General features: G+C 45.3%; 18 protein-coding genes and 1 riboswitch. Of the genes, 3 read left to right on the top strand and 15 right to left on the bottom strand.

Annotated features, from left to right (window positions below; translation table 11 throughout):
- The first annotated feature begins 553 nt into the window (after positions 1-553).
- Positions 554-673 carry a putative holin-like toxin gene (locus MHZ95_RS07230; protein ID WP_255726633.1) on the top strand — a complete coding sequence of 40 codons (120 nt, stop codon included), beginning with the start codon at positions 554-556 and terminating at the stop codon, positions 671-673.
- Positions 674-861: 188 nt separating this feature from the next.
- Here MHZ95_RS07230 and MHZ95_RS07225 read toward each other — a convergent pair whose 3' ends face one another.
- From MHZ95_RS07225 to MHZ95_RS07200, 6 genes are all read right to left on the bottom strand, one after another.
- Positions 862-1,413, bottom strand: a complete 552-nt coding sequence (locus MHZ95_RS07225) for a cob(I)yrinic acid a,c-diamide adenosyltransferase (RefSeq protein WP_239389935.1) — start codon at positions 1,411-1,413, stop codon at positions 862-864.
- A complete protein-coding gene (locus MHZ95_RS07220) occupies positions 1,406-2,800 on the bottom strand; it encodes a cobyrinic acid a,c-diamide synthase CobB (protein ID WP_239389934.1) in 1,395 nt (464 codons plus the stop codon). Before MHZ95_RS07220 ends, MHZ95_RS07225 begins: the two co-directional genes overlap by 8 nt.
- Positions 2,793-4,181, bottom strand: coding sequence for an ABC transporter ATP-binding protein (locus MHZ95_RS07215; protein ID WP_239389933.1), 1,389 nt, complete (start codon positions 4,179-4,181; stop codon positions 2,793-2,795). Before MHZ95_RS07215 ends, MHZ95_RS07220 begins: the two co-directional genes overlap by 8 nt.
- A complete protein-coding gene (locus MHZ95_RS07210) occupies positions 4,178-5,248 on the bottom strand; it encodes a FecCD family ABC transporter permease (protein ID WP_239389932.1) in 1,071 nt (356 codons plus the stop codon). Before MHZ95_RS07210 ends, MHZ95_RS07215 begins: the two co-directional genes overlap by 4 nt.
- A complete protein-coding gene (locus MHZ95_RS07205) occupies positions 5,211-6,155 on the bottom strand; it encodes an ABC transporter substrate-binding protein (RefSeq protein WP_483315925.1) in 945 nt (314 codons plus the stop codon). Before MHZ95_RS07205 ends, MHZ95_RS07210 begins: the two co-directional genes overlap by 38 nt.
- A gap of 169 nt (positions 6,156-6,324) precedes the next feature.
- A riboswitch (cobalamin riboswitch) is annotated at positions 6,325-6,526 on the bottom strand.
- 76 nt (positions 6,527-6,602) lie between these two features.
- Positions 6,603-7,931, bottom strand: a complete 1,329-nt coding sequence (locus tag MHZ95_RS07200) for a sigma-54 interaction domain-containing protein (RefSeq protein ID WP_239389930.1) — start codon at positions 7,929-7,931, stop codon at positions 6,603-6,605.
- Between the two features lie 789 nt (positions 7,932-8,720).
- On the opposite strand from MHZ95_RS07200, the gene MHZ95_RS07195 reads away from it, so the two are divergent.
- Positions 8,721-10,061 carry a 2-hydroxycarboxylate transporter family protein gene (locus tag MHZ95_RS07195; RefSeq protein ID WP_239389929.1) on the top strand — a complete coding sequence of 447 codons (1,341 nt, stop codon included), beginning with the start codon at positions 8,721-8,723 and terminating at the stop codon, positions 10,059-10,061.
- A 56-nt stretch (positions 10,062-10,117) separates the two neighbouring features.
- On the opposite strand, the gene MHZ95_RS07190 is transcribed toward MHZ95_RS07195, so the two are convergent.
- The 9 genes from MHZ95_RS07190 to MHZ95_RS07150 form a co-directional block, all read right to left on the bottom strand.
- The gene (locus MHZ95_RS07190; protein ID WP_370642942.1) at positions 10,118-10,336 is read right to left on the bottom strand and encodes an acetyl-CoA carboxylase biotin carboxyl carrier protein subunit; all 219 of its coding nucleotides are present in this window, start codon (positions 10,334-10,336) and stop codon (positions 10,118-10,120) included.
- Positions 10,337-10,388: 52 nt separating this feature from the next.
- Positions 10,389-11,528 (bottom strand): acyl-CoA dehydrogenase, encoded by a 1,140-nt coding sequence (locus MHZ95_RS07185; RefSeq protein ID WP_239389927.1) that lies wholly within the window; start codon positions 11,526-11,528, stop codon positions 10,389-10,391.
- 27 nt (positions 11,529-11,555) lie between these two features.
- The gene (locus MHZ95_RS07180) at positions 11,556-12,824 is read right to left on the bottom strand and encodes a dihydrolipoamide acetyltransferase family protein (protein WP_239389926.1); all 1,269 of its coding nucleotides are present in this window, start codon (positions 12,822-12,824) and stop codon (positions 11,556-11,558) included.
- A gap of 18 nt (positions 12,825-12,842) precedes the next feature.
- The gene (locus MHZ95_RS07175) at positions 12,843-13,826 is read right to left on the bottom strand and encodes an alpha-ketoacid dehydrogenase subunit beta (protein WP_239389925.1); all 984 of its coding nucleotides are present in this window, start codon (positions 13,824-13,826) and stop codon (positions 12,843-12,845) included.
- Positions 13,827-13,838: 12 nt separating this feature from the next.
- Complete coding sequence (locus tag MHZ95_RS07170; RefSeq protein ID WP_239389974.1) at positions 13,839-14,831, bottom strand: thiamine pyrophosphate-dependent dehydrogenase E1 component subunit alpha; 993 nt, start codon at positions 14,829-14,831, stop codon at positions 13,839-13,841.
- 62 nt (positions 14,832-14,893) lie between these two features.
- A complete protein-coding gene (gene lpdA, locus MHZ95_RS07165; RefSeq protein ID WP_239389924.1) occupies positions 14,894-16,318 on the bottom strand; it encodes a dihydrolipoyl dehydrogenase in 1,425 nt (474 codons plus the stop codon).
- A gap of 41 nt (positions 16,319-16,359) precedes the next feature.
- The gene (locus MHZ95_RS07160; RefSeq protein WP_239389923.1) at positions 16,360-17,619 is read right to left on the bottom strand and encodes a 3-isopropylmalate dehydratase large subunit; all 1,260 of its coding nucleotides are present in this window, start codon (positions 17,617-17,619) and stop codon (positions 16,360-16,362) included.
- Positions 17,619-18,128 carry a LeuD/DmdB family oxidoreductase small subunit gene (locus MHZ95_RS07155; RefSeq protein WP_239389922.1) on the bottom strand — a complete coding sequence of 170 codons (510 nt, stop codon included), beginning with the start codon at positions 18,126-18,128 and terminating at the stop codon, positions 17,619-17,621. Before MHZ95_RS07155 ends, MHZ95_RS07160 begins: the two co-directional genes overlap by 1 nt.
- A 1-nt stretch (position 18,129) precedes the next feature.
- Positions 18,130-19,293, bottom strand: coding sequence for an aconitase family protein (locus tag MHZ95_RS07150; protein WP_239389921.1), 1,164 nt, complete (start codon positions 19,291-19,293; stop codon positions 18,130-18,132).
- Between the two features lie 371 nt (positions 19,294-19,664).
- On the opposite strand from MHZ95_RS07150, the gene MHZ95_RS20855 reads away from it, so the two are divergent.
- On the top strand, positions 19,665-19,790 hold the full coding sequence (locus MHZ95_RS20855) for a hypothetical protein (protein ID WP_255726632.1): 126 nt from the start codon (positions 19,665-19,667) through the stop codon (positions 19,788-19,790).
- Positions 19,791-20,157 lie beyond the last annotated feature (367 nt).

Genomic DNA, 20,157 nt, shown 5'->3' with positions numbered 1-20,157 from the left:
TGTTGCTAGGGAGGTGCTGCTTTGAATCGATTTCACAAGATAACAGGGTTTCTATTTTTCGGAATAAACCTCTGTTTTATATGGGTTTCTACTAAAATCGCTGAAATTGTGGTTGCGCTAAGTAGGTTGGACGAGAGTAAAGGGTATATGTTAACCGAAGCTGAGGAATTTATGCTTTTTCTTGTGATTAGTATCCCCATGTTATTGATACAATTGCTGTTCTTACTTTTCGTTTTCATTTATTTGAAAAAAAAGCTCTACAAAAAATCTTCAATCATACTGAACTTAGTAGCACATGCCCTTCTCTTTTCGTGGTTCGTCTTTAGCTTATATCAATTCACAGTAAATGGTTATTAAAATAAAAGTGCAATTGCATAAAGCGGATGGGCGGTTGGCACTACCTTTTTCAAAGGAAAGGCAGACTAAAACCGCCGCGTCCTAAAAGGAAAGTGCCTTAATTTCCGCAAAGATCGCAGAAATACGGCAAATCGAACCCTTCGCTGTTCGATTGGCAACGTCTGCATGACCCACATCGTGTGGGCCCGTGTTATAGATGTTGGTAACTTTTGAAGCTATGAATATGCTATTTCAATTTGGTATATTCCTTGCTACAACTTTAACAGCAGTTGTAGCCATTGTAGTGGCAATTGTTATCACCAATCAAAAGAAATAACCACCCTCCGCTAACGACCAAGTAAGCAGGGTGGTTTTTCTTTTTCAACACTTCTGTACAATGGGTCAACCGCTCTTCATGCGGTAGTGACTGCAATCAGCTGGACGTTTGCAGACGTTCAGCTTTTCTTAATCTATGTTGATTGCAGCATAATTATACGAGTTAATTCAATCCACGTACTTCCCCAATCAAAATTCCAATCCCTTGACCGCCTCTACCCCATCTTCATAATAGTGCTTCTCCGCTTCGATCACCGAGACTAGATCCGCAATTTCTTTGATTTCGGGTTGTGCATCTCTTCCCGTGATCACAAGATGCACATGGGCAGGTCTATTTCGAATCGTTTCCAACACTTCGTCCAAAGGAAGTACATCGTCAATTGGAAACTTATCGATGGCCAATGCATTGTTCAGTTCATCCCAAATGACAACATCGTACTCCCCGCTCATGACGGCATCTCTTGCTTGTGGCCATGCTTTTCTTAGCGCTTCGCGATGCTCTTCAGGCGTTTTCAACCAAGTAAAGCCGATACCGAGCTGCACCATTTCCACGCCGAGTTTTTCCAATGCGATTTGCTCGCCATAAGACCGTTGCGGCGATTTGATAAACTGCAAGATTTTCACTTGATAGCCTCTACCGATACTGCGAAGGGCGATACCCAATGCCGCGGTCGTTTTCCCTTTGCCATGCCCTGTATAAACAAGTGTTAATCCTCGTCGTTCTTTTTTGTGTTCACTCATTTCCCTCATCCCCTTTTCTATTTTGATCGTTTTGACACGCCTGAATCCACCTTTGTACCATATCCAGACAGGTCGCAAAATGAAATCTAGTGAAACCCGCTACAACGTTTTTATTCGCATAGCCGTCCGTTTTGGTCCCTCGCATGCCCGATGTTTCATAAGCATGCTGGATCGGCTCATCCGTATGGAATGTGGCATAGTGAAACTCATGCCCTTTTGCCTGTTGTTGTTCATTGAGCAGGAAATTTGCGGAGCAACCTTTGATCTCCCGGTATCCAATCGCTTGCAACTTCGTATGCATCTTCACATTTCCAGGAATCAATCCGACCATTTCGAAAGATTCTCCACCGGTCGAAATGAGCGATTCCGTCAAATAGACAAACCCGCCGCCTTCCGCTAATGTCGGGATGCCCCATTCAAGCGCTTGGCGGATGGAACGCTTCATCGATTCATTTTGAGAAACTTGCTGCGCAAACTCTTCCGGCAAACTACCGCCCAGATACAGGCCATCTACATTCTCCGGCAATGCTTGATCGGCCATTGGCGAAAAATAGACTAGTTCAGCCCCATACGACTGTAAAATCTCCAAGTTCTCCTCGTAATACGAATTGAAGGCAGCGTCTTTCGCAACCGCTATCCGTACAATTGGACTTTTAGGTTTCCCAAACAATGAATCACCGGAGGACGCAGGCAAAGGTGGCGCCACCGAAATCTCCAATAATTTCTCTAGATCAATCGTTTCCGTTACGAGTTTGCCAAGCCGATCAAAAAATGGATCGAGCTCCCCTCTTTCAATGGACGGAATAAGTCCGAGACTTCTCTCGGGAATTTCAATGTCTTGCTCCCGTTTCAAATAGCCAATCACCGGAATGCCGCATTGCTGTTCAATGGCGGCCTTCACAAGATTGAAATGATGTTCGCTTCCGACTTGGTTGGCGATGACGCCGACTATATTTGGTTCATCCGAAAGCGTTTGAAACCCTTTCACAACAGCCGCCGCACTTCTCGCCATGCTTGCGCAATTGACGACGAGCAGCACCGGACTTTTCGTCAGCACGCTAATTTCCGCTGTACTGCCTTCATCCGACAACGGATCTCTTCCATCATAAAAGCCCATCACACCTTCCATGATCGAAATACCCGCACCCGCACTGCCATGATTGAAGATGTCAAGAACTGTCTCTTTGCCAAGCATCCAACTATCCAAATTCCGCGATACCCGTTTCGTCACCGCGGTATGATACGTCGGATCAATATAATCCGGTCCACATTTGAACCCTTGAACTATGAGCCCCATTTTCTTCAACGCCGCCATCAAGCCGATCGTCAAAGTCGTCTTGCCGACTCCACTACCTGTCCCTGCTATAACAAGCCTACGTTCAGTCATCGACGCTCCCCCCTATTTTTTCAAACGCCTCTTTCAATACAGCAATAACAGCCTGTTCGATCCCTTCCCGGAATATTATTGGTTCCAGATCGTACAACTGACTTTCCACTTGGGTACCTGCAATAAGCAGCACGTCCTTTGCCGATTGCACCGCCCCCAACTGGAATCGCTGACAGGCTTTCACTTTCGCTTCCGTCGCAGCCATATAGCCGTCGAACAGCGCTTTATCGGACAATTGGCCATTGATAAACAGCATTAGATGAATGGCATCTACATTGTCACTCGCTTCTATCGCAGCGACAACCAATAGCTGGCTGTCGAGGAAAGGCCTTTCGCTAATGACCACATGTTGTAGATTGCCATTAAACCCGATGGCAGCCGCTTGTTCAGGGGGAATTCCATATTCCTCAAGCCCATCTAGCAACGATTGTTTGGAATGAACCCGCCCCTTCAACAGGCAAAAATGCTGTAACCACTGCACCCCTTCGCCAACCGTCGCATTGGATAACGACCGCAATGGCTGATAAAAGCGTAGATGGGCTATCTCTTCAACACGTTCCACTTGAAAACGTTCCGCTAACGGTGCCTCCTCCGGCTCATACGCATGCGTTGGCGTCAGATGAAGTTGTGGTTTGGGTACGAAGGGATGGGCTTGCGCATGCACTTCCACTTCATAGACTTGTTTCAACTGTTGCTCTTTCCGTAACGTATTGACGTCCCCGACTTCTAAAAAAGAACCTTCATGCAATAAAGCAACGCGATCTGCATACAGGGAGGCAACGTTCAAGTCATGTAAAATGGCAAAAATCGTCAGCCCTTTCGTCTGCTGCCACTCTTTCAATAAATCGAGCATATGGAAGGTATGCTTGATGTCCAAGTGATTGGTCGGTTCATCCAGCAATAAAATTTCCGGCTCTTGCGCCAAGGCTTTTGCCAATAAGACGCGTTGTTTTTCTCCCCCACTCAACAGACGGAAGTTCGTTTTACGATAGCGTTCCACATTGGTAATCTTCATTACCGAATCAATCACTTGACGATCGTACGAGGACAGTATTTTGAACAGCCCTTTTTGGTGGGGATAGCGTCCAAGGCTGACGATCTCTTCAACGGTATAATCGAAAGTCATTTGCACTTCCTGGGAAAGGACAGCTACCTTTCTCGCTTTTTCCAACTTCGTCAATTTGGATACCGCTTTACCGGTGATGAAAATGTCCCCAGAAAGGATCGGCAATTGTCCGGTGATTAATTTGAAAAGCGTTGTTTTGCCACTTCCATTCGGCCCGAGTAAGGCAAAAAACTCCCCTTTTTCAATTTCCAGATCAATGTCTTGGACAATCGGCTTTTTCCCATAGCCACCCGCCAGTCGCTCCACTTTGATCATCCGCGCTCACCTCTTCCGATTCGTTCCCTGACCAGTAAAATGGCAAAAACAGGCGCGCCGATCAAAGCCGTAATGACGCCAATCGGCAATTCCTTCGGGGCAATGATCGTCCGGGCCAGCAAGTCGGCCAAAATCAAAAACGAACCGCCGAACAGCATCGATAACGGTAGGAGATGCCGATGATTCGGTCCGGTCAGCAAACGGACGAGATGCGGGATGACGAGCCCGACAAATCCAATTGAACCGGAAACGGCTACGGCCGCCCCCGTCAATAAAGAGGCGCCGATCAGCACCATGATTTTCCCTCTTTTCACGTTGACGCCGATATGGTCAGCCGCTTCCTCTCCAAGTGCCAGCGCATTCAATTCCCGATAATGCATCAGCAAAATAATCGCCCCAACAATGATAAATGGGATGACAAGCTGGACATGACTCCATCCCCTCATCCCGACACTGCCGTAGAGCCAGTACATGATTTGCGTCATCGCATCCCGATCTCCGAGCGAAATCAGAAGCGATGTAATGGCACCGATAAACGCGCCGATGATAATTCCTGCCAAAATAATCGTTTCAATGGCCAAACTTCTACTGCTCAAACGGACCAAACCAAACACAATGCCTAAGGTAATAAATCCACTAATAATAGCGACAACCGGCAATGTAAAACTACCAAGCCCGATAATCGTAAATTGAAAAAAGATGACAAACACAGCACCCAATGCAGCACCTGACGACACACCGATCGTATAAGGGTCCGCTAACGGATTCCGTAAAAGCCCTTGAAAGGCGGCGCCTGCAAGCGATAGCGAAGCACCGACACAAAGAGCAAGTATTACCCGAGGGAGTCGGATATTCCAGATGATCAATTCTTCATTCCGCGGAATGTTTTCAAGCCAACCGAGCCCGAATGACTTGTCCAACACGATATGTAAAATGGTCATGATCGGAAACTGGACGCTGCTGACGAATAATCCAAGCAGCAGCGCACCGAGCACCAATCCGATACTCAGTAAGTACAACCAAGTGATTTTATTCCCCAAAAACTTCCGGATAGACGATTTTTGCAAGTGTTTCCACTCCTTGGATCAAACGAGGTCCCGGACGCGTGACCGTGTCACTATCCACATCGAATACTTGTCCTTCTTTTACTGCTGTCACTTCCGCCCAGCCTTCACGTGCCAAAACTTGTTCAGCTGGATTGTCGATATAATAACCGTATGTCGTAATGATGACGTCCGGATTCAATTGGACGATTTCCTCTTCCGTCAACTTCACCCAACCATCCTGATCTTCCGCGGCATTGGTGGCATTGATCGTTTCCAACATTTCATGCATGAACGTGTTTTGCCCGGTTGTGAAAATATCCGGCGCAGGGGACACTTCCACCCATACTTTCTTTTTGTCAGTAATGGCTTTTGCCTTTTCTTCAATCGCTGCACGTCGCTCTTTCATATCAGTAATGATTTCATCCGCTTTTTCAGCAGTTCCCGTCGCCTTGCCGATCATGTTCATCGTTTGGTAAGCATCGTCAAAAGAAGATGCACTGCCTGTCACGACGACCGTAATGCCCGCTTCTTCATATTGTTTCAAGATATCTCCATGCGTGTTGTAGTGGTAAGACGTAGCGAGGACAATATCCGGCAGGAGCGATAAAATCAGCTCCGCATCCATATCTTGTCCGCCGACTTTCTGTACTTCAAGCGCTTCCGCCGGATAATTATCGTAATCGGATACACCAATCAAGCGGTCGCCCACCCCAAGTGCATACAAGATTTCTGTGTTGCTCGCCTGGATGGAAACAATCGTTTCCGGTTCGCTCTCAATGGTCACTTCCCGCCCCGCATCATCCGTAATCGTTACCGGGAACGCTTGGGCGACTTCTTCACTGACATCCGTCGTCCCTGCATCCGTCACATCTTCCACTGCGTCATTCGACTGCTTGTCCGTCCCACATGCCGTCAGGATCGCCAGCATGAAGACGAATACAAAACTGAGTAAACCCCATTTTTGAAATAAATTCTTCAATTTCTTCTCTCCTTTTTTCACATCAAAAAAAGCGCTCTTCTAAAAGAAGGCGCGTTTAAAAAGCGTTAGGGTGCCTGGCATCCTATGTACACACTTTAAACATTCCCTCCTCGAGGAAGCTTAACAATCAAAATAGGCAGGTCTCCTGACTTACGTCTCATCAGCTAACTAACTCCTTCCCATGTCTAATACACAGTGGATTTCATCTTAGTCGCTTCAACGCTTACAGTGACGGGATCGTGTTGGACTTTCACCAACTTCCCTCTTCGTTCCAAACAATTATGTCCAACTGTTTGAAAACCTATTTCTCCATTATTCTTTTTTCAATGTTATGATTTCAGTATCAAGTATAGCATAACTAGAGTGTTCGTTTAGCTGCACCATTCACTTCTCAAATCATTTTTCCATATTTTTTAATTTTCTCCATAAAGTTGTACGATGAATACCTAATCGTCTGGCCGCCCGCCCCATATTGCCCTCTTCTTCTTTTAACACTCGTTGAATCTGTTCCTCTTCCGTTTCTCCCATCGCAGGTGTTAAGGAGTTATTCCCTTTTTGCACGGTTTGTCTCTCAGCATTTATCCATAAATGAGAGTCCAACAAATCGATCGATTCCCCTGTATCTTGCAAAACCAATGCGCGTTCAATAAAATTGCTCAACTCACGTACATTACCAGGCCAAGAATAGTTCTGCAGTTTTTGCATGTTCTCCTCTGTGATCTGTAAGGTATTCGCCTTGTCCTCATTACGCAAAAAAGCTTCAATCAGCCAAGGGATATCCTCTTTTCGCTGGCGTAAGGGAGGGATTTTCAAAACAAGTATCGCCAATCGGAAAAATAAGTCTTCTCGGAACAAGCCTTCGTGCATCTGGTCCACCAAATTTTTGTTGGTAGCAGCAATGACTCTGACATTCACCGGGATCACTTTGTTGCCGCCAATACGCATGACTTCCTTCTCCTGCAAAACACGTAATAAACGCCCTTGTAAAACGAGGGGCAACTCGCCCATCTCGTCTAAAAAGATCGTGCCATGATGAGCCATTTCAAAAAGCCCAGGTTTGCCTCCCTTTCTTGCTCCTGTAAAAGAACCTTCTTCATAGCCGAATAATTCACTCTCAAGTAAATTCTCCGGTAAGGCAGCACAGTTGATCGCTACGAAAGGACCTGTTTTCCGTCGGCTGGCCCGGTGTATGCCTTGCGCTAACATTTCTTTACCCGTCCCTGATTCCCCCTGCAACAAAACAGTGGAATCGGTGAGAGCGTATTTTTTTGCCAATGCTAGCAGGGATTCCATGGACTTCGATTTGGCGACCATCTGCTCTAAAGTCCATTTCGCTTGCAACCCCTGTTGCACCATTTTTCGCCGCATCGTCTCTTCGTATTGCTGTAATTCCGTGATATCACGTACGGTTGAAACAGCTCCAATTAATTCATCGTCCATGTAAATAGGCGCCCGATTAATAATCGCTGTACGCTTCCCCAGTTTTCGCAGTTGATCAAGCTGCACACTTTTCTCCGAAAGAACCCTTGTTAAACCGGGATGATCCGGATTTACTTCCGTCACCAATTTTCCAATGGCCTGTTGCACGGGAACACCAAGAAAATCCGCAGCGGGCTGATTGTACAAGATAATGCGTCCATCCTTGTCCACGCCAACGATGCCCGAATGCGATAAATCTAAAATGGTTTCATAAAACTTTAATTGTTTTTCGTTTTTCTCTTTCACAGCAAAATCCCTCAATCCTATTTGATAGAAGTGCAACAGCGTACTTCTACCACCAGTGTTTTCAAAATAAATAGGGTTTTCAAATTTAATTATAGGTGATACATCTTCCGCTTATCAATGCTTATCGTAGCAAAATAGCGGACTCCCCTTCTACCTCATTGTCCTAATCCCGCTATTTTTCCCCTTTACAAAATGGATTCGCTTTTGAATGAAATTGTTGCAATTGTTGCATTTCTAGTTTCGCAACGTTGCAAGCAACAACTATCTTTTCATTTTCAAACGTCGGATGCCGGAAGGAAATAGGTTTCTATTGTTGGCATGTAAATTGCAAGATAATATGGACAATTAGTTTTATCAATCGCGCCTCGGCGTGATTGCGTCCAGATTTTGAATTGCGCTTTCTAATGGCTGGTGCCTTAATTTCTGCAAAGAACGCAGAAATACGGCAAATCGAACCCTTCGCCGTTCGATTCGCAATTAACTCCTTTCAAAATCTGTGACATCCGCCGGAGGCTTTATCTTCATTCAGCAGGTGTTTGAACAACCACTGAACAAGGAAAACAAAACCGCATTCATCTCACTACCTACAGAGGTAGGAGTCTTCTGCTGAATGAAGATAAACTAAAAACTTGGTCAAACGGGGGGAATGAATATAAACAAGCAACCGTTAAAAACATATCCACCTTAAACGTTAAATTATTTGAAAAATGAAACTAAACTGATTGTTGATTCCAACACCTCCGAAAAGACAGCGCTTACAAAAAAACATTTGAAAAGAGGTTGCGTCAAATGAGTACAAAAGAGAGTGTAGTGTTAAACACCAATGTTGAAATGGCAAGGGAAAGAAAATTAACAATAGCCGGGATTAACATTTATCTTTTCATTGGCATTGTCACTATTATATTAATCGGTATCTATATGGAAGTTTTGCCCGATAATATGGCGAGTGGCCTGGTCGTGACGATGGTTCTTGGGCTTGCGTTGAAATGGATCGGTGACCAGATCCCCGTATTTAATACCTTTGGCGGCGGAGCCATTCTTTGTATCATTATCCCGGCACTTTTTCTGTATTTAGGGATCTTTCCGCAAAGCTTTGGTGCTCTGACGGAAAGCTTTTTTACCAGTTTTGCTGATTTGGCTATTTCCGGTATTGTCGTGGGTAGTATTTTAAGTATGGACCGACAAATGTTATTAAAAGTCGGCACAAGATACTTCATTCCACTTATCGGTGCCATAGTTGCAACGATGGCCGTTGGCGGATTACTTGGTCATTTAGTAGGTTTCGGGTTCACAGAAACCATCTTTTTTGTCGTCGGACCTGTTATGGGTGGCGGAATGACAGCAGGTGCTATCCCGATGGCCGAAATTTTTGCCGCAAGCAGCGGAGAAAGTGCGGGAACCATTTTAGAAAGAATTGCACCAGCGGTTTTAGTCTCGAATATGATTTGTATCATTTTAGCGGGTGTTTTGAATGGTCTTGGCAAAAGAAAAAAGAAACCGAAGTATTTCTCGGGTGACGGTGAAATGTTGAGATTGAAAGACGGCGAAAAGAGAATGGATTTCGGTAAAAAAGAGAGTCACGCCCATCCTTTTTCCATTAACAACTTAATGATCGGGATTATTTTTGCAACGACCATTTTTGTACTTGCAAGGATATTAGCTAGTGTCATTCCAGGGCTCCATGCAACCGTATGGATCATTCTAGGCGCTGCAGCATTAAAAATTTTCTGTGCCTTGCCACCGCAAATCGAAAAAGCGACTGAACATTGGTATGATTTCATCAGCAAAGCGCTTGTTCCGGCTATCCTCGTGATGATTAGTGCAGGAATGATCGATTTTGCCGGTGTTGTTAAAATCATCACGGATCCGAGTTATCTCAGTTTAACGGTTATTACCGTGATAATCGCTACGTTAGCTGCTGGATTTCTCGGCTTAATCATCGGATTCTACTTCGTTGAAACGGCTATTGCAGCCGGACTTGGCATGGCGGATATGGGAGGTTCCGGAGATTTGGCAGTACTGAGTGCGGCAGACAGAATGGAGCTCATGCCCTTTTTGCAAATCTCGTCACGGATAGGTGGAGCGATTACGTTACTGATTCTTTCTTTTCTGGCCCCCCTATTACTATAAATCAACCCCCTTCATTAAGAAGTTTCTTCTTAATGAAGGGGGTTTTCGTTCAGGTGTTATTCAATTTCTACAATAACGTCCCCATCATTCACAAAGTCACCTTCGTTCACTTTAATTTCCTTAACTGTTCCATTGGATTCGGCTGCAATCGGAATTTCCATTTTCATGGATTCCAAAATGACTACATCTTGTCCCTCTTCCACACGGTCTCCAACTTTCACTAATACCTTCCATACACTTCCTGCCATGCTTGTTTCAATTGCACTCATTTTTATCGCTCCTATTTTAGAATAGATTTTTTAGTTTCATCACGCGTTCGTTTCATCATTAACTGCAAATTTGTCTAGCAATCACCATTCGTTGTACTTCAGAAGTGCCTTCTCCGATTTCTAACAGTTTTGCATCACGGAAGAAACGCTCCACTTGATACTCCCTCATATAGCCATAGCCTCCGTGAATTTGGACGGCTTGATCACAAACTTTCATGCAAATTTCCGAAGCGAATAATTTAGCCATCGCCGCTTCCGTTTTAAACGCTTTCCCCTGATCCTTTAACCAAGCTGCTTTGTACACCATGTTACGGGCTACTTCAATGTTCATGGCCATATCCGCCAACTTGAACTGGATCGCCTGAAACTCAGCTAAATTTTTCCCGAATTGTTTTCTTTCTTTCGCATATTGCAAGGATTTTTCATAGGCTCCCTGTGCCAGACCAACAGCCATCGCACCGATGCCGATTCGTCCTCCATCCAGCGTGGCTAAAAATTGTTTGTAGCCCCGTCCTTCTTCTCCTAGAAGATTCTCTTTCGGGATGCGTACATTGTCGAGTACTAATTCCGTCGTATTCGAAGCATGGAGACCTAACTTTTCATAATTATTAATGACGGTAAACCCTGGCGCATCCGTCGGGACAATGAATGCCGAAATGCCGTTCATCCCTTTGGAGCGATCCGTTATCGCTGTAATGACAAGGTTTTTTGCATAACTGGCATTGGTGATAAAACATTTGGATCCATTGATAATCCATTCGTCTCCGTCGAGAATGGCGGTGGTTCGAGTTCCTCCCGCATCTGAACCCGCATTTGGTTCAGTGAGTCCAAAAGCGCCTAAGTATTCACCCGTACATAGTGGTGATAAATAGTTCCGCTTCTGCTCATCCGTTCCAAATAGATGAAGGGGGGCTCCCCCTAACGAAATATGCGCGGAATACGTAATCCCGGTAGAGGCGCAAACCCGGCTTAATTCTTCAACGACAATCGCAAAGCTGATCGTGTCAGCGGCGCCTCCTTCGTACTGTTCAGGGAATGGAAGTCCCATTAACCCCAATTCTCCCAACTGACTGAAAACCTCTTCTGGAAATTCACCTGTTCGGTCCCTTTCATCTGCGCCAGGCGCTACTTCCGATTCAGCAAACTCACGAATTAATTTTTTGATCATCGATTGTTCTTCCGTTAATTCAAACCACATAATGTCCCATTCCTTCCGATTCTTCATTTAGTAAAGTTTTATATCCATATCCATAATTTGTAGTTTCTGTTTAACAGACTGCAAAAATCTTCCGCACACAAGACCGTCTAATACTCGATGATCCAAAGAAAGACAAAGGTTCATCATATCGCGGATCGCAATCATGTTATCCACTACGACAGGCCTTTTCGTGATCGCTTCGACACTCATAATCGCCGCTTGAGGTTGATTAATAATGGGAGCCGATAGAATCGAACCAAACGAGCCGGTATTATTCACAGTAAACGTTCCACCCGTCATATCCTCTATCGTTAACTTTCCGGTTTTACATTTTTCCGCCAAATCATTGACTGCTTTCGCCAACCCGAAAATACTTTTTTGGTCGGCATCCTTAATGACGGGCACATAAAGTGCATCGTCTGTCGCCACGGCAATGGAAATGTGAATCCCTTTTTTGACAATAATCTGATCGCCGGCCCACTGCGAATTTAACATCGGAAATTCCTTTAAAGCCTCTACGACCGCTTTAATAAAAAAGGGCATGAAGGTCAAATTGAACCCTTCTTGTTGTTTAAATTCATCTTTTATTTTACTTCGATAGTTTACTAGATTTGTAATATCACACTCGGCCATCGTCCAAGCATGAGGGGCCTCATGCTTACTTTGTAGCATTCGATCCGCGATGGTTCTACGGACTGCAGTAACCGGTATGACTTGATCCTGTTGATGAACAGGTATTTCGATGGAAGTGAGCGGTTTCTGTTCTTTTGCGGCTGGTACAGCAGTTGTTGAAGCGCTTTCAAACTTTACTGCTTGTTTGACGGCGGTTGCCGTTTCTTGTCCCTTCCCTTCTATAGCCGCTTGGATGTCTTTACGCGTGATCCGACCTCCATTTCCTGTGCCCGTCATGGTAGAAATATCAATATGATGCTCTTCAGCAAGTTTTAACACGGCCGGTGACAAGCGCTTTTTCATGCCTTCTTGATGCGGAACAGCAAGAGGCTCTTCATGCTTGACAGGTTCAGTGTCTACCGTATTTCCGTGTTCTTCACTTTCACCTTCCGTCTTGATGGTGCAGATCAATGTTCCGACCTCTACAGTTTCCCATTCTTGGACGATGATTTCGGATATGATGCCACTAAAGGTAGAAGGTACTTCCGCATTCACTTTATCGGTATTGACTTCACAGATGGGATCATATTTATTAACTTTATCGCCGGCATTGACCATCCACTTGGTGATCGTACCTTCCGTTATACTTTCCCCTAGTTGGGGCATCAAAATGTTCTCAGCCATATTCTCCTCCATATACGATTAAAATTGTGCTAACTCTTTCATCGCTTGATAGACTTTGTCCGGGTTCAACATAAAGAACTTCTCCATCGGCGAACTATAAGGCATGGCAGGTACATCTGGGCCGCAAAGACGTTTAATTGGCGCATCCAATTCAAAAAGGCATTCCTCCGAAATCAAAGCGGCCACTTCAGCTCCCACACCTCCCTCCTTATTGTCCTCATGAACAATCAATACTTTCCCTGTCTTACGAGCCGCCTCGACAATCGACTCCTTATCGAGTGGATAAAGCGTTCGCAGATCTAAAATATGCGCGCTATATCCGTCGACTGCTAATTTTTCAGCAGCCTCCAAAGCAAAATGCAAGGTAAGTCCATAAGAGATAACGGTAATGTCTTCGCCTTGCCGCTTAATATCCGCTTGACCAATCGGTACGATATAATCGGAGTCCGGCACCTCTCCTTTGATGAATCGATAGCATCGCTTATGTTCAAAGAACAGGACAGGATCTTCATCTCTTATCGCCGCTTTTAATAATCCTTTGGCATCGTACGGGGTGGATGGCGTTACTACTTTTAAACCGGGAATGTTACAAAACATCGCTTCCACACTTTGAGAATGATAAAGGGCTCCATGAACGCCTCCTCCATAAGGTGCACGAATGACAATCGGACAATTCCAATCGCCGTTCGAGCGATATCTGAGCTTTGCTGCCTCATTCACAATCTGGTTCACAGCCGGCATGATATACTCTGCAAATTGGATTTCCGCCACCGGTCTCATTCCATAGGCTCCTGCCCCAACCGATACACCCGCAATGGCCGCTTCGGATAACGGACTGTCTATGACTCTGTCTTCTCCAAATTCTTCATGGAGCCCCTGCGTTACCCGAAACACGCCTCCTCGAACTCCAACATCCTCTCCTACTACAAAGACTCGGTCATCCGCTTGCATTTCTTCTCGTAAGCCTTGCGTAATTGCATCTATATAAGATGTCACTGCCATTGTTTTTTCCTCCTATTCTGCGTAGACATGTTTAAGGGCGTATTCCGGCTCCGAATTTGGCGCGTTCTCGGCATATTCAGTCGCCTCGTCAATTTCTTTAGCAATCCGTTTGTGAATCTCTTGCTCTTTCTGCTCGTCTAATAGTCCAACTTGCTTTAAATAAGAACTAAATGTGAGGAGAGGATCTTTCTCCTTAGCTTGTTCCACTTCCTCACGAGGACGATAAGATCGATCATCGTCATCACTGGAATGAGGGGTTAAGCGGTTGACGACAGCTTCGACCAGCGTAGGGCCTCCTCCATTTTCCGCTTTTTCGACCGCCTCTTTCATGACCCTGTAGACCTCGAGGGGATCGTTCCCATCCACCGTCACCCCTTCAAACCCATAGCCGATTGCCCGATCCGCAATATTCTCACAAGCTACCTGTTTCGAAAGAGGGACCGAAATGGCATACTGGTTATTTTCACAGAAGAAAATAACGGGTAACTTGTGTACGCCTGCAAAATTCGCGGCTTCATGAAACTCTCCTTGATTACTCGACCCTTCCCCAAAAGAAGTTAGCACGACAGGATGATCTCCTTTCATTCTGCCGGCTAAAGCAATGCCGACTGCATGCGGCACTTGGCTCGTCACGACACTGGAACCCGAAAGAATATTATATTTTTTACTGCCATAATGTCCTGGCATTTGGCGTCCTCCACTGTTCGGGTCTTCCGCTCGGGCAAATGCCGATAGCATCAATTCCTTTGCCGTCATTCCAAAAACAATGGCCATGACCATGTCGCGGTAATACGGGCAGAGGAAATCCTTCTTTTTATTCAATGCATAAGCCGCCCCTGCTTGTGCCGCTTCATGGCCTTGACAAGAAACAAGGAAAGGCAGTTTGCCGGCCCGATTGAGGAGCCACATCCGCTCATCCACTTTTCTTGCTAACACCATATCCTCATACATGTTCAACACCATTTCGTCTGACAAGCCTAGCGCTAGATGTCTGTTCTCGTTCATCGTCTCTGTTATACTCATGGATTTACCCTCCTAAGGTTTTCTTTTATATCCATTGCAATAAATCATGCATGAATCGCCAGTCCGTCTACCGCCAAGGCCGCTTCTCCCATGATCTCTGCCAGGCTCGGGTGCGGGTGAATCGTATGAGCGATTTCCCATGGCGTTGCATCCAACACTTTCGCTAAAGCGCCTTCTGCAATTAAGTCAGAGACATGAGGGCCGATCATATGAACACCTAACAAATCATCCGTTTTTTCATCGGCCACGATCTTCACAAAGCCATCGCTTTCACCATAGATTAACGCCTTGCCAATCGCTTGGAACGGGAAGATGCCCGTTTTAACAGAAATCCCTTTTTCTTTAGCCTCTTGCTCCGTCCAACCGACACTCGCGATTTCAGGGCGGCTATAGGTCACTTTCGGTACATTGGTGGTATCCATCGGACGAGGCGCAAGGCCCGCCATATGTTCGACAGCGAGAATCCCCTCATGAGAAGCGACGTGCGCTAATTGCAGGCCGCCAATGACATCCCCGATCGCATAAATATGACTTTCAGCTGTTTGGTAATAGTCGTTAATCTGTATGACGTTTTGCTCTACGCGCACTTCGGTATTATCTAGCCCAATATTTTCGACATTTGCCACACGACCAACCGAGACGAGAATTTTTTCCGCTTCAAGCGTCATGACGGAGCCATCCTTCTCCGCTTGGATAGAAACGGTTTCATCATTCTTTACAATTGTTTCTGGGAGAACCTTAGCACCCGTGTGCACTTGGATTTTCCGTTTTTTCAATAACTTCGTCATTTCCTTACTGATGTCCACATCTTCTAAAGGTAGGATCCGGTCCGCAAATTCCACGATTTGTACATCCACCCCCAAATCGTTCAGTAAAGAAGCCCATTCAATCCCGATGACGCCACCTCCAACTACAATCATCGACTTTGGCAATGATTGGAGTTGAAGCGCCTCGTCACTTGTTAGGACGTCGACACCATCCACTTCCAATCCGGCAAGTGTACGTGGTCTCGAACCTGTGGCAATCAGTAAATTTTTGGGGACTACAATCTCGGATTCACCATCATCCCGAGTGACAGAAACTGCTCCGGTTTGTGGCGAAAAGATGGAAGCGCCCATGATTCGCCCTTCTCCGTGAAACACCTTGATATCTCCTTTTTTCATCAGATATTGAACACCTTTATGCAGTTGATCAACGATTTTTTGCTTTCTTTCCTGCATTTGCAAAAAGTTAATGGAAATAGTGGAAACATCCACCCCGAATTCAGCACTTTCCCTAACGGTATGGTGGATTTCTGCAGAGCGCAGAAGCGCCTTACACGGGATGCAGCCGCGGTGCAGACAAGTTCCCCCAAGCTTGTCCTTTTCAACCACCGCCACTTTCATCCCTAGCTGACTGGCACGAATCGCGGCGACGTAGCCACCGGTTCCACCCCCTAGAACGACTAAATCAAATTCATTTTCCCCCATGATCGAACACACCCCTACCCTAGATTTCTACAACATGCCCCCTACAGTGCAACCGTCTCTGGTGCAACAATGACTCCGGCTAGCGCGGATGCTGCTGCAACCGCAGGCGAACTCAAATACACAAAAGAGCCCTTGCTCCCCATTCTTCCTACAAAATTCCGATTGCTCGTAGCGACCGCCACCTCGCCATCACTCAATAGACCAAACGGGAATCCCGCACAAAGCCCACAACTCGGATGGGACACCGAAGCTCCCGCTCGTAAGAACGTTTCAATATACCCTCGTTTGATCGATTCCTTAAAGACGACATTCGATGCAGGAATAATGATCATTTTTAAATAAGGGGCGATTCGTTTGCCATGAAGAATTTCCGCGACGACCGCCATATCCTCAATGCTTCCGTTCGTACAAGACCCGATGAACACCTCATCGATGCGGTCACCGATGGCTTGTGAAATATCATGCACATCATCGACACCTTTAGGCTTTGCAATATGGGGCTCCAATTGGTCCAAGTCGTAATGAAGAACAGATTCATATTCGGCATCTTCATCGACCGTAATCCAATCGATTTCATCCAGCGGCATATCAAAATACGCAGCCGTCTTGTCATCCGCTTCGAATAACGCACACTTCGCTCCGGCTTCCAGCGCCATATTGCAGATGGTGTATCTTTGACTCATGGATAATGAATGAGCTCCGGGACCCGTGAATTCCAGTGATTTGTATTGCCCGCCGTCCGCCTTCAAATCACCGACCAGCTTTAACACGATATCCTTCGCTGTAACATTCGGCTTCAGTTGACCGTCCAAATACACTTTAATGGCCTCCGGTACTTTCAACCAGATTTCATCAGTGCCAAGCAGGGCCGCCATTTCGGTATAGCCAATCCCTGTGGACAAGCATCCACCACCGCCATAGGTCGTCGTATGACTATCGGTCGCAATGACAATCATACCGGGTTTGGCATACCCTTTTTCGTGCATGATCGTATGGGAGATGCCTGTGCCTTTTTCAATTCTCTTAATGCCATATTTCTCATGCAGTTCAATCGCTTTATCCAGACTATGCGAATCAATATTCGGTTTACCTAATGGCAATAAATGGTCAAGGAAGAGCACCGCTTTTTCAGGATATAAAATCTTATCGAACTTCATTTCTTCGAGCTTTTGAACGACGGATGGTGCGTAAATATCCAATGTCATATAGCAATCAGGATGCACAACAACAATATCTCCCGGCTTAATGGACGCGTCACCACTGTTCTTGATAATCAATTTTTCGACAAGTGTATGCCCCATTAGTTTGCACCCTCCTCTGCTAATTCATTTCGTTGGCGATGGTAATTGACCAAGCCCCCGACACGGGAGATTTCCTCTAAATGCCGAGGAAATCTAGGCATCTTGTATACTTTTCCATTCGTTTCGATGGTACGATTTTCATAGTCCACTTGAATGGCATCACCATCTGCGCAATGCGCTTGAATGTCTGCATTTTCCACTAATGAAATGCCGATGTTCACGGCATTCCGGTAGAAAAGCCTTGAAAAGGATTTCGCGACAATACAAGTGACGCCGCTAGTATAGATCGCTTCCGGCGCATATTCACGGGACGAACCACACCCGAAATTTTTACCGGCTACAATCACATCCCCTTGTTTGACTTCCTTTGCAAAATTCGGAACCAAATTCTCTAAACAATGTTGACTTCGTTCTTCTGCGGTATTTAAGAAATGCTTCACCGCTAGAATCACATCTGTGTCGACGTCATCTGGCAAATGCCAGATTCTACCCGTTGCTATTGCGCTCATGTTAAACCTCCAATGTTAAGCCTGAGTAATTTTCAGCATGCGTAATTTTCCCTTCAATTGCGCTGAGTACCACTGTCGAGACCGACGACATATACACTTCCGAATCCTCGACACCACAACAACCTGTATAGTTATAAGCCCCAGTCGTCAGCATCACCTCTCCAGGTCCGACCCCGCCAACTGTGTTGCGCTGGCAACTCCCGCAGCCTGGTGTGAGAATCTGTGCACCACCGTCTATAAAAATGTCAATCAACCCTTCTTGCATCGCCTGCATATACGTTTCTGCTGTTTGCGGGCAAACATTTAGACGGACACGAAGATGGACTTGCTTGCCTTCAAGGATCTTAGCCGCAACGCGCAAGTCCTCAATCGAACCTCCCGTACAGCTGCCGATAAAACCTGCATTGATCGGCTGACCTTCGACCGACTTCAATCCATCCACGTTAAATATGCTGCCCGGCTTCGCAACTTTCGTTTCGATCGTTGCCAAATCATACGTGTATGCCGCCGGAGAACTAGCGGTTTGCTCGCTACGATAGAACACCGCGCTTGCACCCGTCTGTCCAGCCATGGAACAAAGAACAGTTTTCTCGGCCTGCGTCAATCCATCTCCATAAAACTCGATTGACTTATCTTCAAATCCACTTTCACCGCTATCCTTCAGCAACGTTAAAGCTAAATCTTTCACCTCAACGCCGTCCGACAAGGTATTCGTCAATTCAATCTGAACGGTTTCGGGTACCTTGACATCGATATAGCCTTGTTCAAGTGCATCGACAAACTGTCCGACATCCGCCTGGATCCCCCATGCCTCATCGGCACCGACAATGGAACAGTGAGATCCGGTAGATAAAACAATTTCTCCCGGAGACAAATACTTTTCGATCAACACGTTATAGGCAACTCCCTCCGCATTCGCAAAATGTGTCCGATGCTTCGCGGCAAAACAGGCCAGTTTTTTCTGTATTTCCGCAGACTCAATCGTACTGGCAGGCACATCTCTATCAAACATGATGAGTACTTTTTCAGCGTTGGCCATGTTCCTATTTTCCATAGCCTTTATAATGGCCTCTCCATTGTTTTCCGTAATGATAAACCAATCAGGAATGACCCTTGTAAAATCTCCTGTCTTTGCTTTTGTTATTGTTTCAATTAGGATAGACATGATCTACACATCCTTTCAATCTGTATGCCCCCTCTTATTCTCCGTCCATTGCTCCTTTTTCCCATGCACCTATATCCTATGCAATTTCCATGCCAAGAAAAAGTACCGGTGGATTAAGGTTATCTATGAAACTCTTTGTTGCATGCAACATAAAATTGCATCATTGAAAAGCAACAATCGCAACACAGCACAACAGTCGGCTTATTTTCACCTTAAGTTTTAACAAAACCTTATTTTTCGAATTAAAGGAATGAAATAGAAGTTATGAGTGATCAATCATTTTTTCTGTTCGTGTTTTAATTAAGATGCGTTCTGGAAATGATTCATTCAATGCTATAATGGTGTAAATAATTGGCGTGGCGGTGTTTGAAATGAGTGTTAACCGTGAAGAACTAAAACGGCTAGTTGACATTATTCATGAAGATGATGCGGCTGAAGTATATGATTTTATCGGTTATCTGAACATGGAAAACGATAATCATATATGCCCACTTTGACTGCGAAACAAATAACGGGTGGGACTTTAAGAGGCTACTGGGTACGACTTGGTTTATATCAAGTCATTCCAGTATTTGAAGTAAATGAAGAAGAAGCCGTTGTTTGGATTGATGATATTAAACATAAAAGAGAAAATGTTTATTGGAAAAGAAAGTAACCATTAAGTAGACACCAAAAACCTAATTCCCCGCACAATTTCGGAGGGATTAGGCTTTTTTATCTAGCAAAATCCTTAATGGTTTAATATCGTACTTTCCGACTTTATCCGATTTATCAGGAATAGACAGCGTTTCTATACCTGCCGTTTTATTTATATGTAGGATGTTTCGCAAGCGAGCCTTTTGATGACATAACCAAATTTATATT

The organism is Sporosarcina sp. ACRSM (genome assembly GCF_022346545.1).
Classification (GTDB): domain Bacteria; phylum Bacillota; class Bacilli; order Bacillales_A; family Planococcaceae; genus Sporosarcina.
The sequence above is the reverse complement of the archived record's forward strand: the minus strand, read 5'-3'. Positions and strand labels throughout refer to the sequence as shown.

Bases quoted from the DNA above. Each gene is read 5' to 3' on its own strand.
- MHZ95_RS07230 (WP_255726633.1), top strand. From the start codon at position 554: ATGTTGGTAACTTTTGAAGCTATGAATATGCTATTTCAATTTGGTATA.
- MHZ95_RS07225 (WP_239389935.1), bottom strand. From the start codon at position 1,413: ATGAGTGAACACAAAAAAGAACGACGAGGATTAACACTTGTTTATACA.
- MHZ95_RS07220 (WP_239389934.1), bottom strand. From the start codon at position 2,800: ATGACTGAACGTAGGCTTGTTATAGCAGGGACAGGTAGTGGAGTCGGC.
- MHZ95_RS07215 (WP_239389933.1), bottom strand. From the start codon at position 4,181: ATGATCAAAGTGGAGCGACTGGCGGGTGGCTATGGGAAAAAGCCGATT.
- MHZ95_RS07205 (WP_483315925.1), bottom strand. From the start codon at position 6,155: ATGCTGGCGATCCTGACGGCATGTGGGACGGACAAGCAGTCGAATGAC.
- MHZ95_RS07195 (WP_239389929.1), top strand. From the start codon at position 8,721: ATGAGTACAAAAGAGAGTGTAGTGTTAAACACCAATGTTGAAATGGCA.
- MHZ95_RS07185 (WP_239389927.1), bottom strand. From the start codon at position 11,528: ATGTGGTTTGAATTAACGGAAGAACAATCGATGATCAAAAAATTAATT.
- MHZ95_RS07180 (WP_239389926.1), bottom strand. From the start codon at position 12,824: ATGGCTGAGAACATTTTGATGCCCCAACTAGGGGAAAGTATAACGGAA.
- MHZ95_RS07175 (WP_239389925.1), bottom strand. From the start codon at position 13,826: ATGGCAGTGACATCTTATATAGATGCAATTACGCAAGGCTTACGAGAA.
- MHZ95_RS07170 (WP_239389974.1), bottom strand. From the start codon at position 14,831: ATGAACGAGAACAGACATCTAGCGCTAGGCTTGTCAGACGAAATGGTG.
- lpdA (WP_239389924.1), bottom strand. From the start codon at position 16,318: ATGGGGGAAAATGAATTTGATTTAGTCGTTCTAGGGGGTGGAACCGGT.
- MHZ95_RS07160 (WP_239389923.1), bottom strand. From the start codon at position 17,619: ATGGGGCATACACTTGTCGAAAAATTGATTATCAAGAACAGTGGTGAC.
- MHZ95_RS07155 (WP_239389922.1), bottom strand. From the start codon at position 18,128: ATGAGCGCAATAGCAACGGGTAGAATCTGGCATTTGCCAGATGACGTC.
- MHZ95_RS07150 (WP_239389921.1), bottom strand. From the start codon at position 19,293: ATGTCTATCCTAATTGAAACAATAACAAAAGCAAAGACAGGAGATTTT.
- MHZ95_RS20855 (WP_255726632.1), top strand. From the start codon at position 19,665: ATGAGTGTTAACCGTGAAGAACTAAAACGGCTAGTTGACATTATTCAT.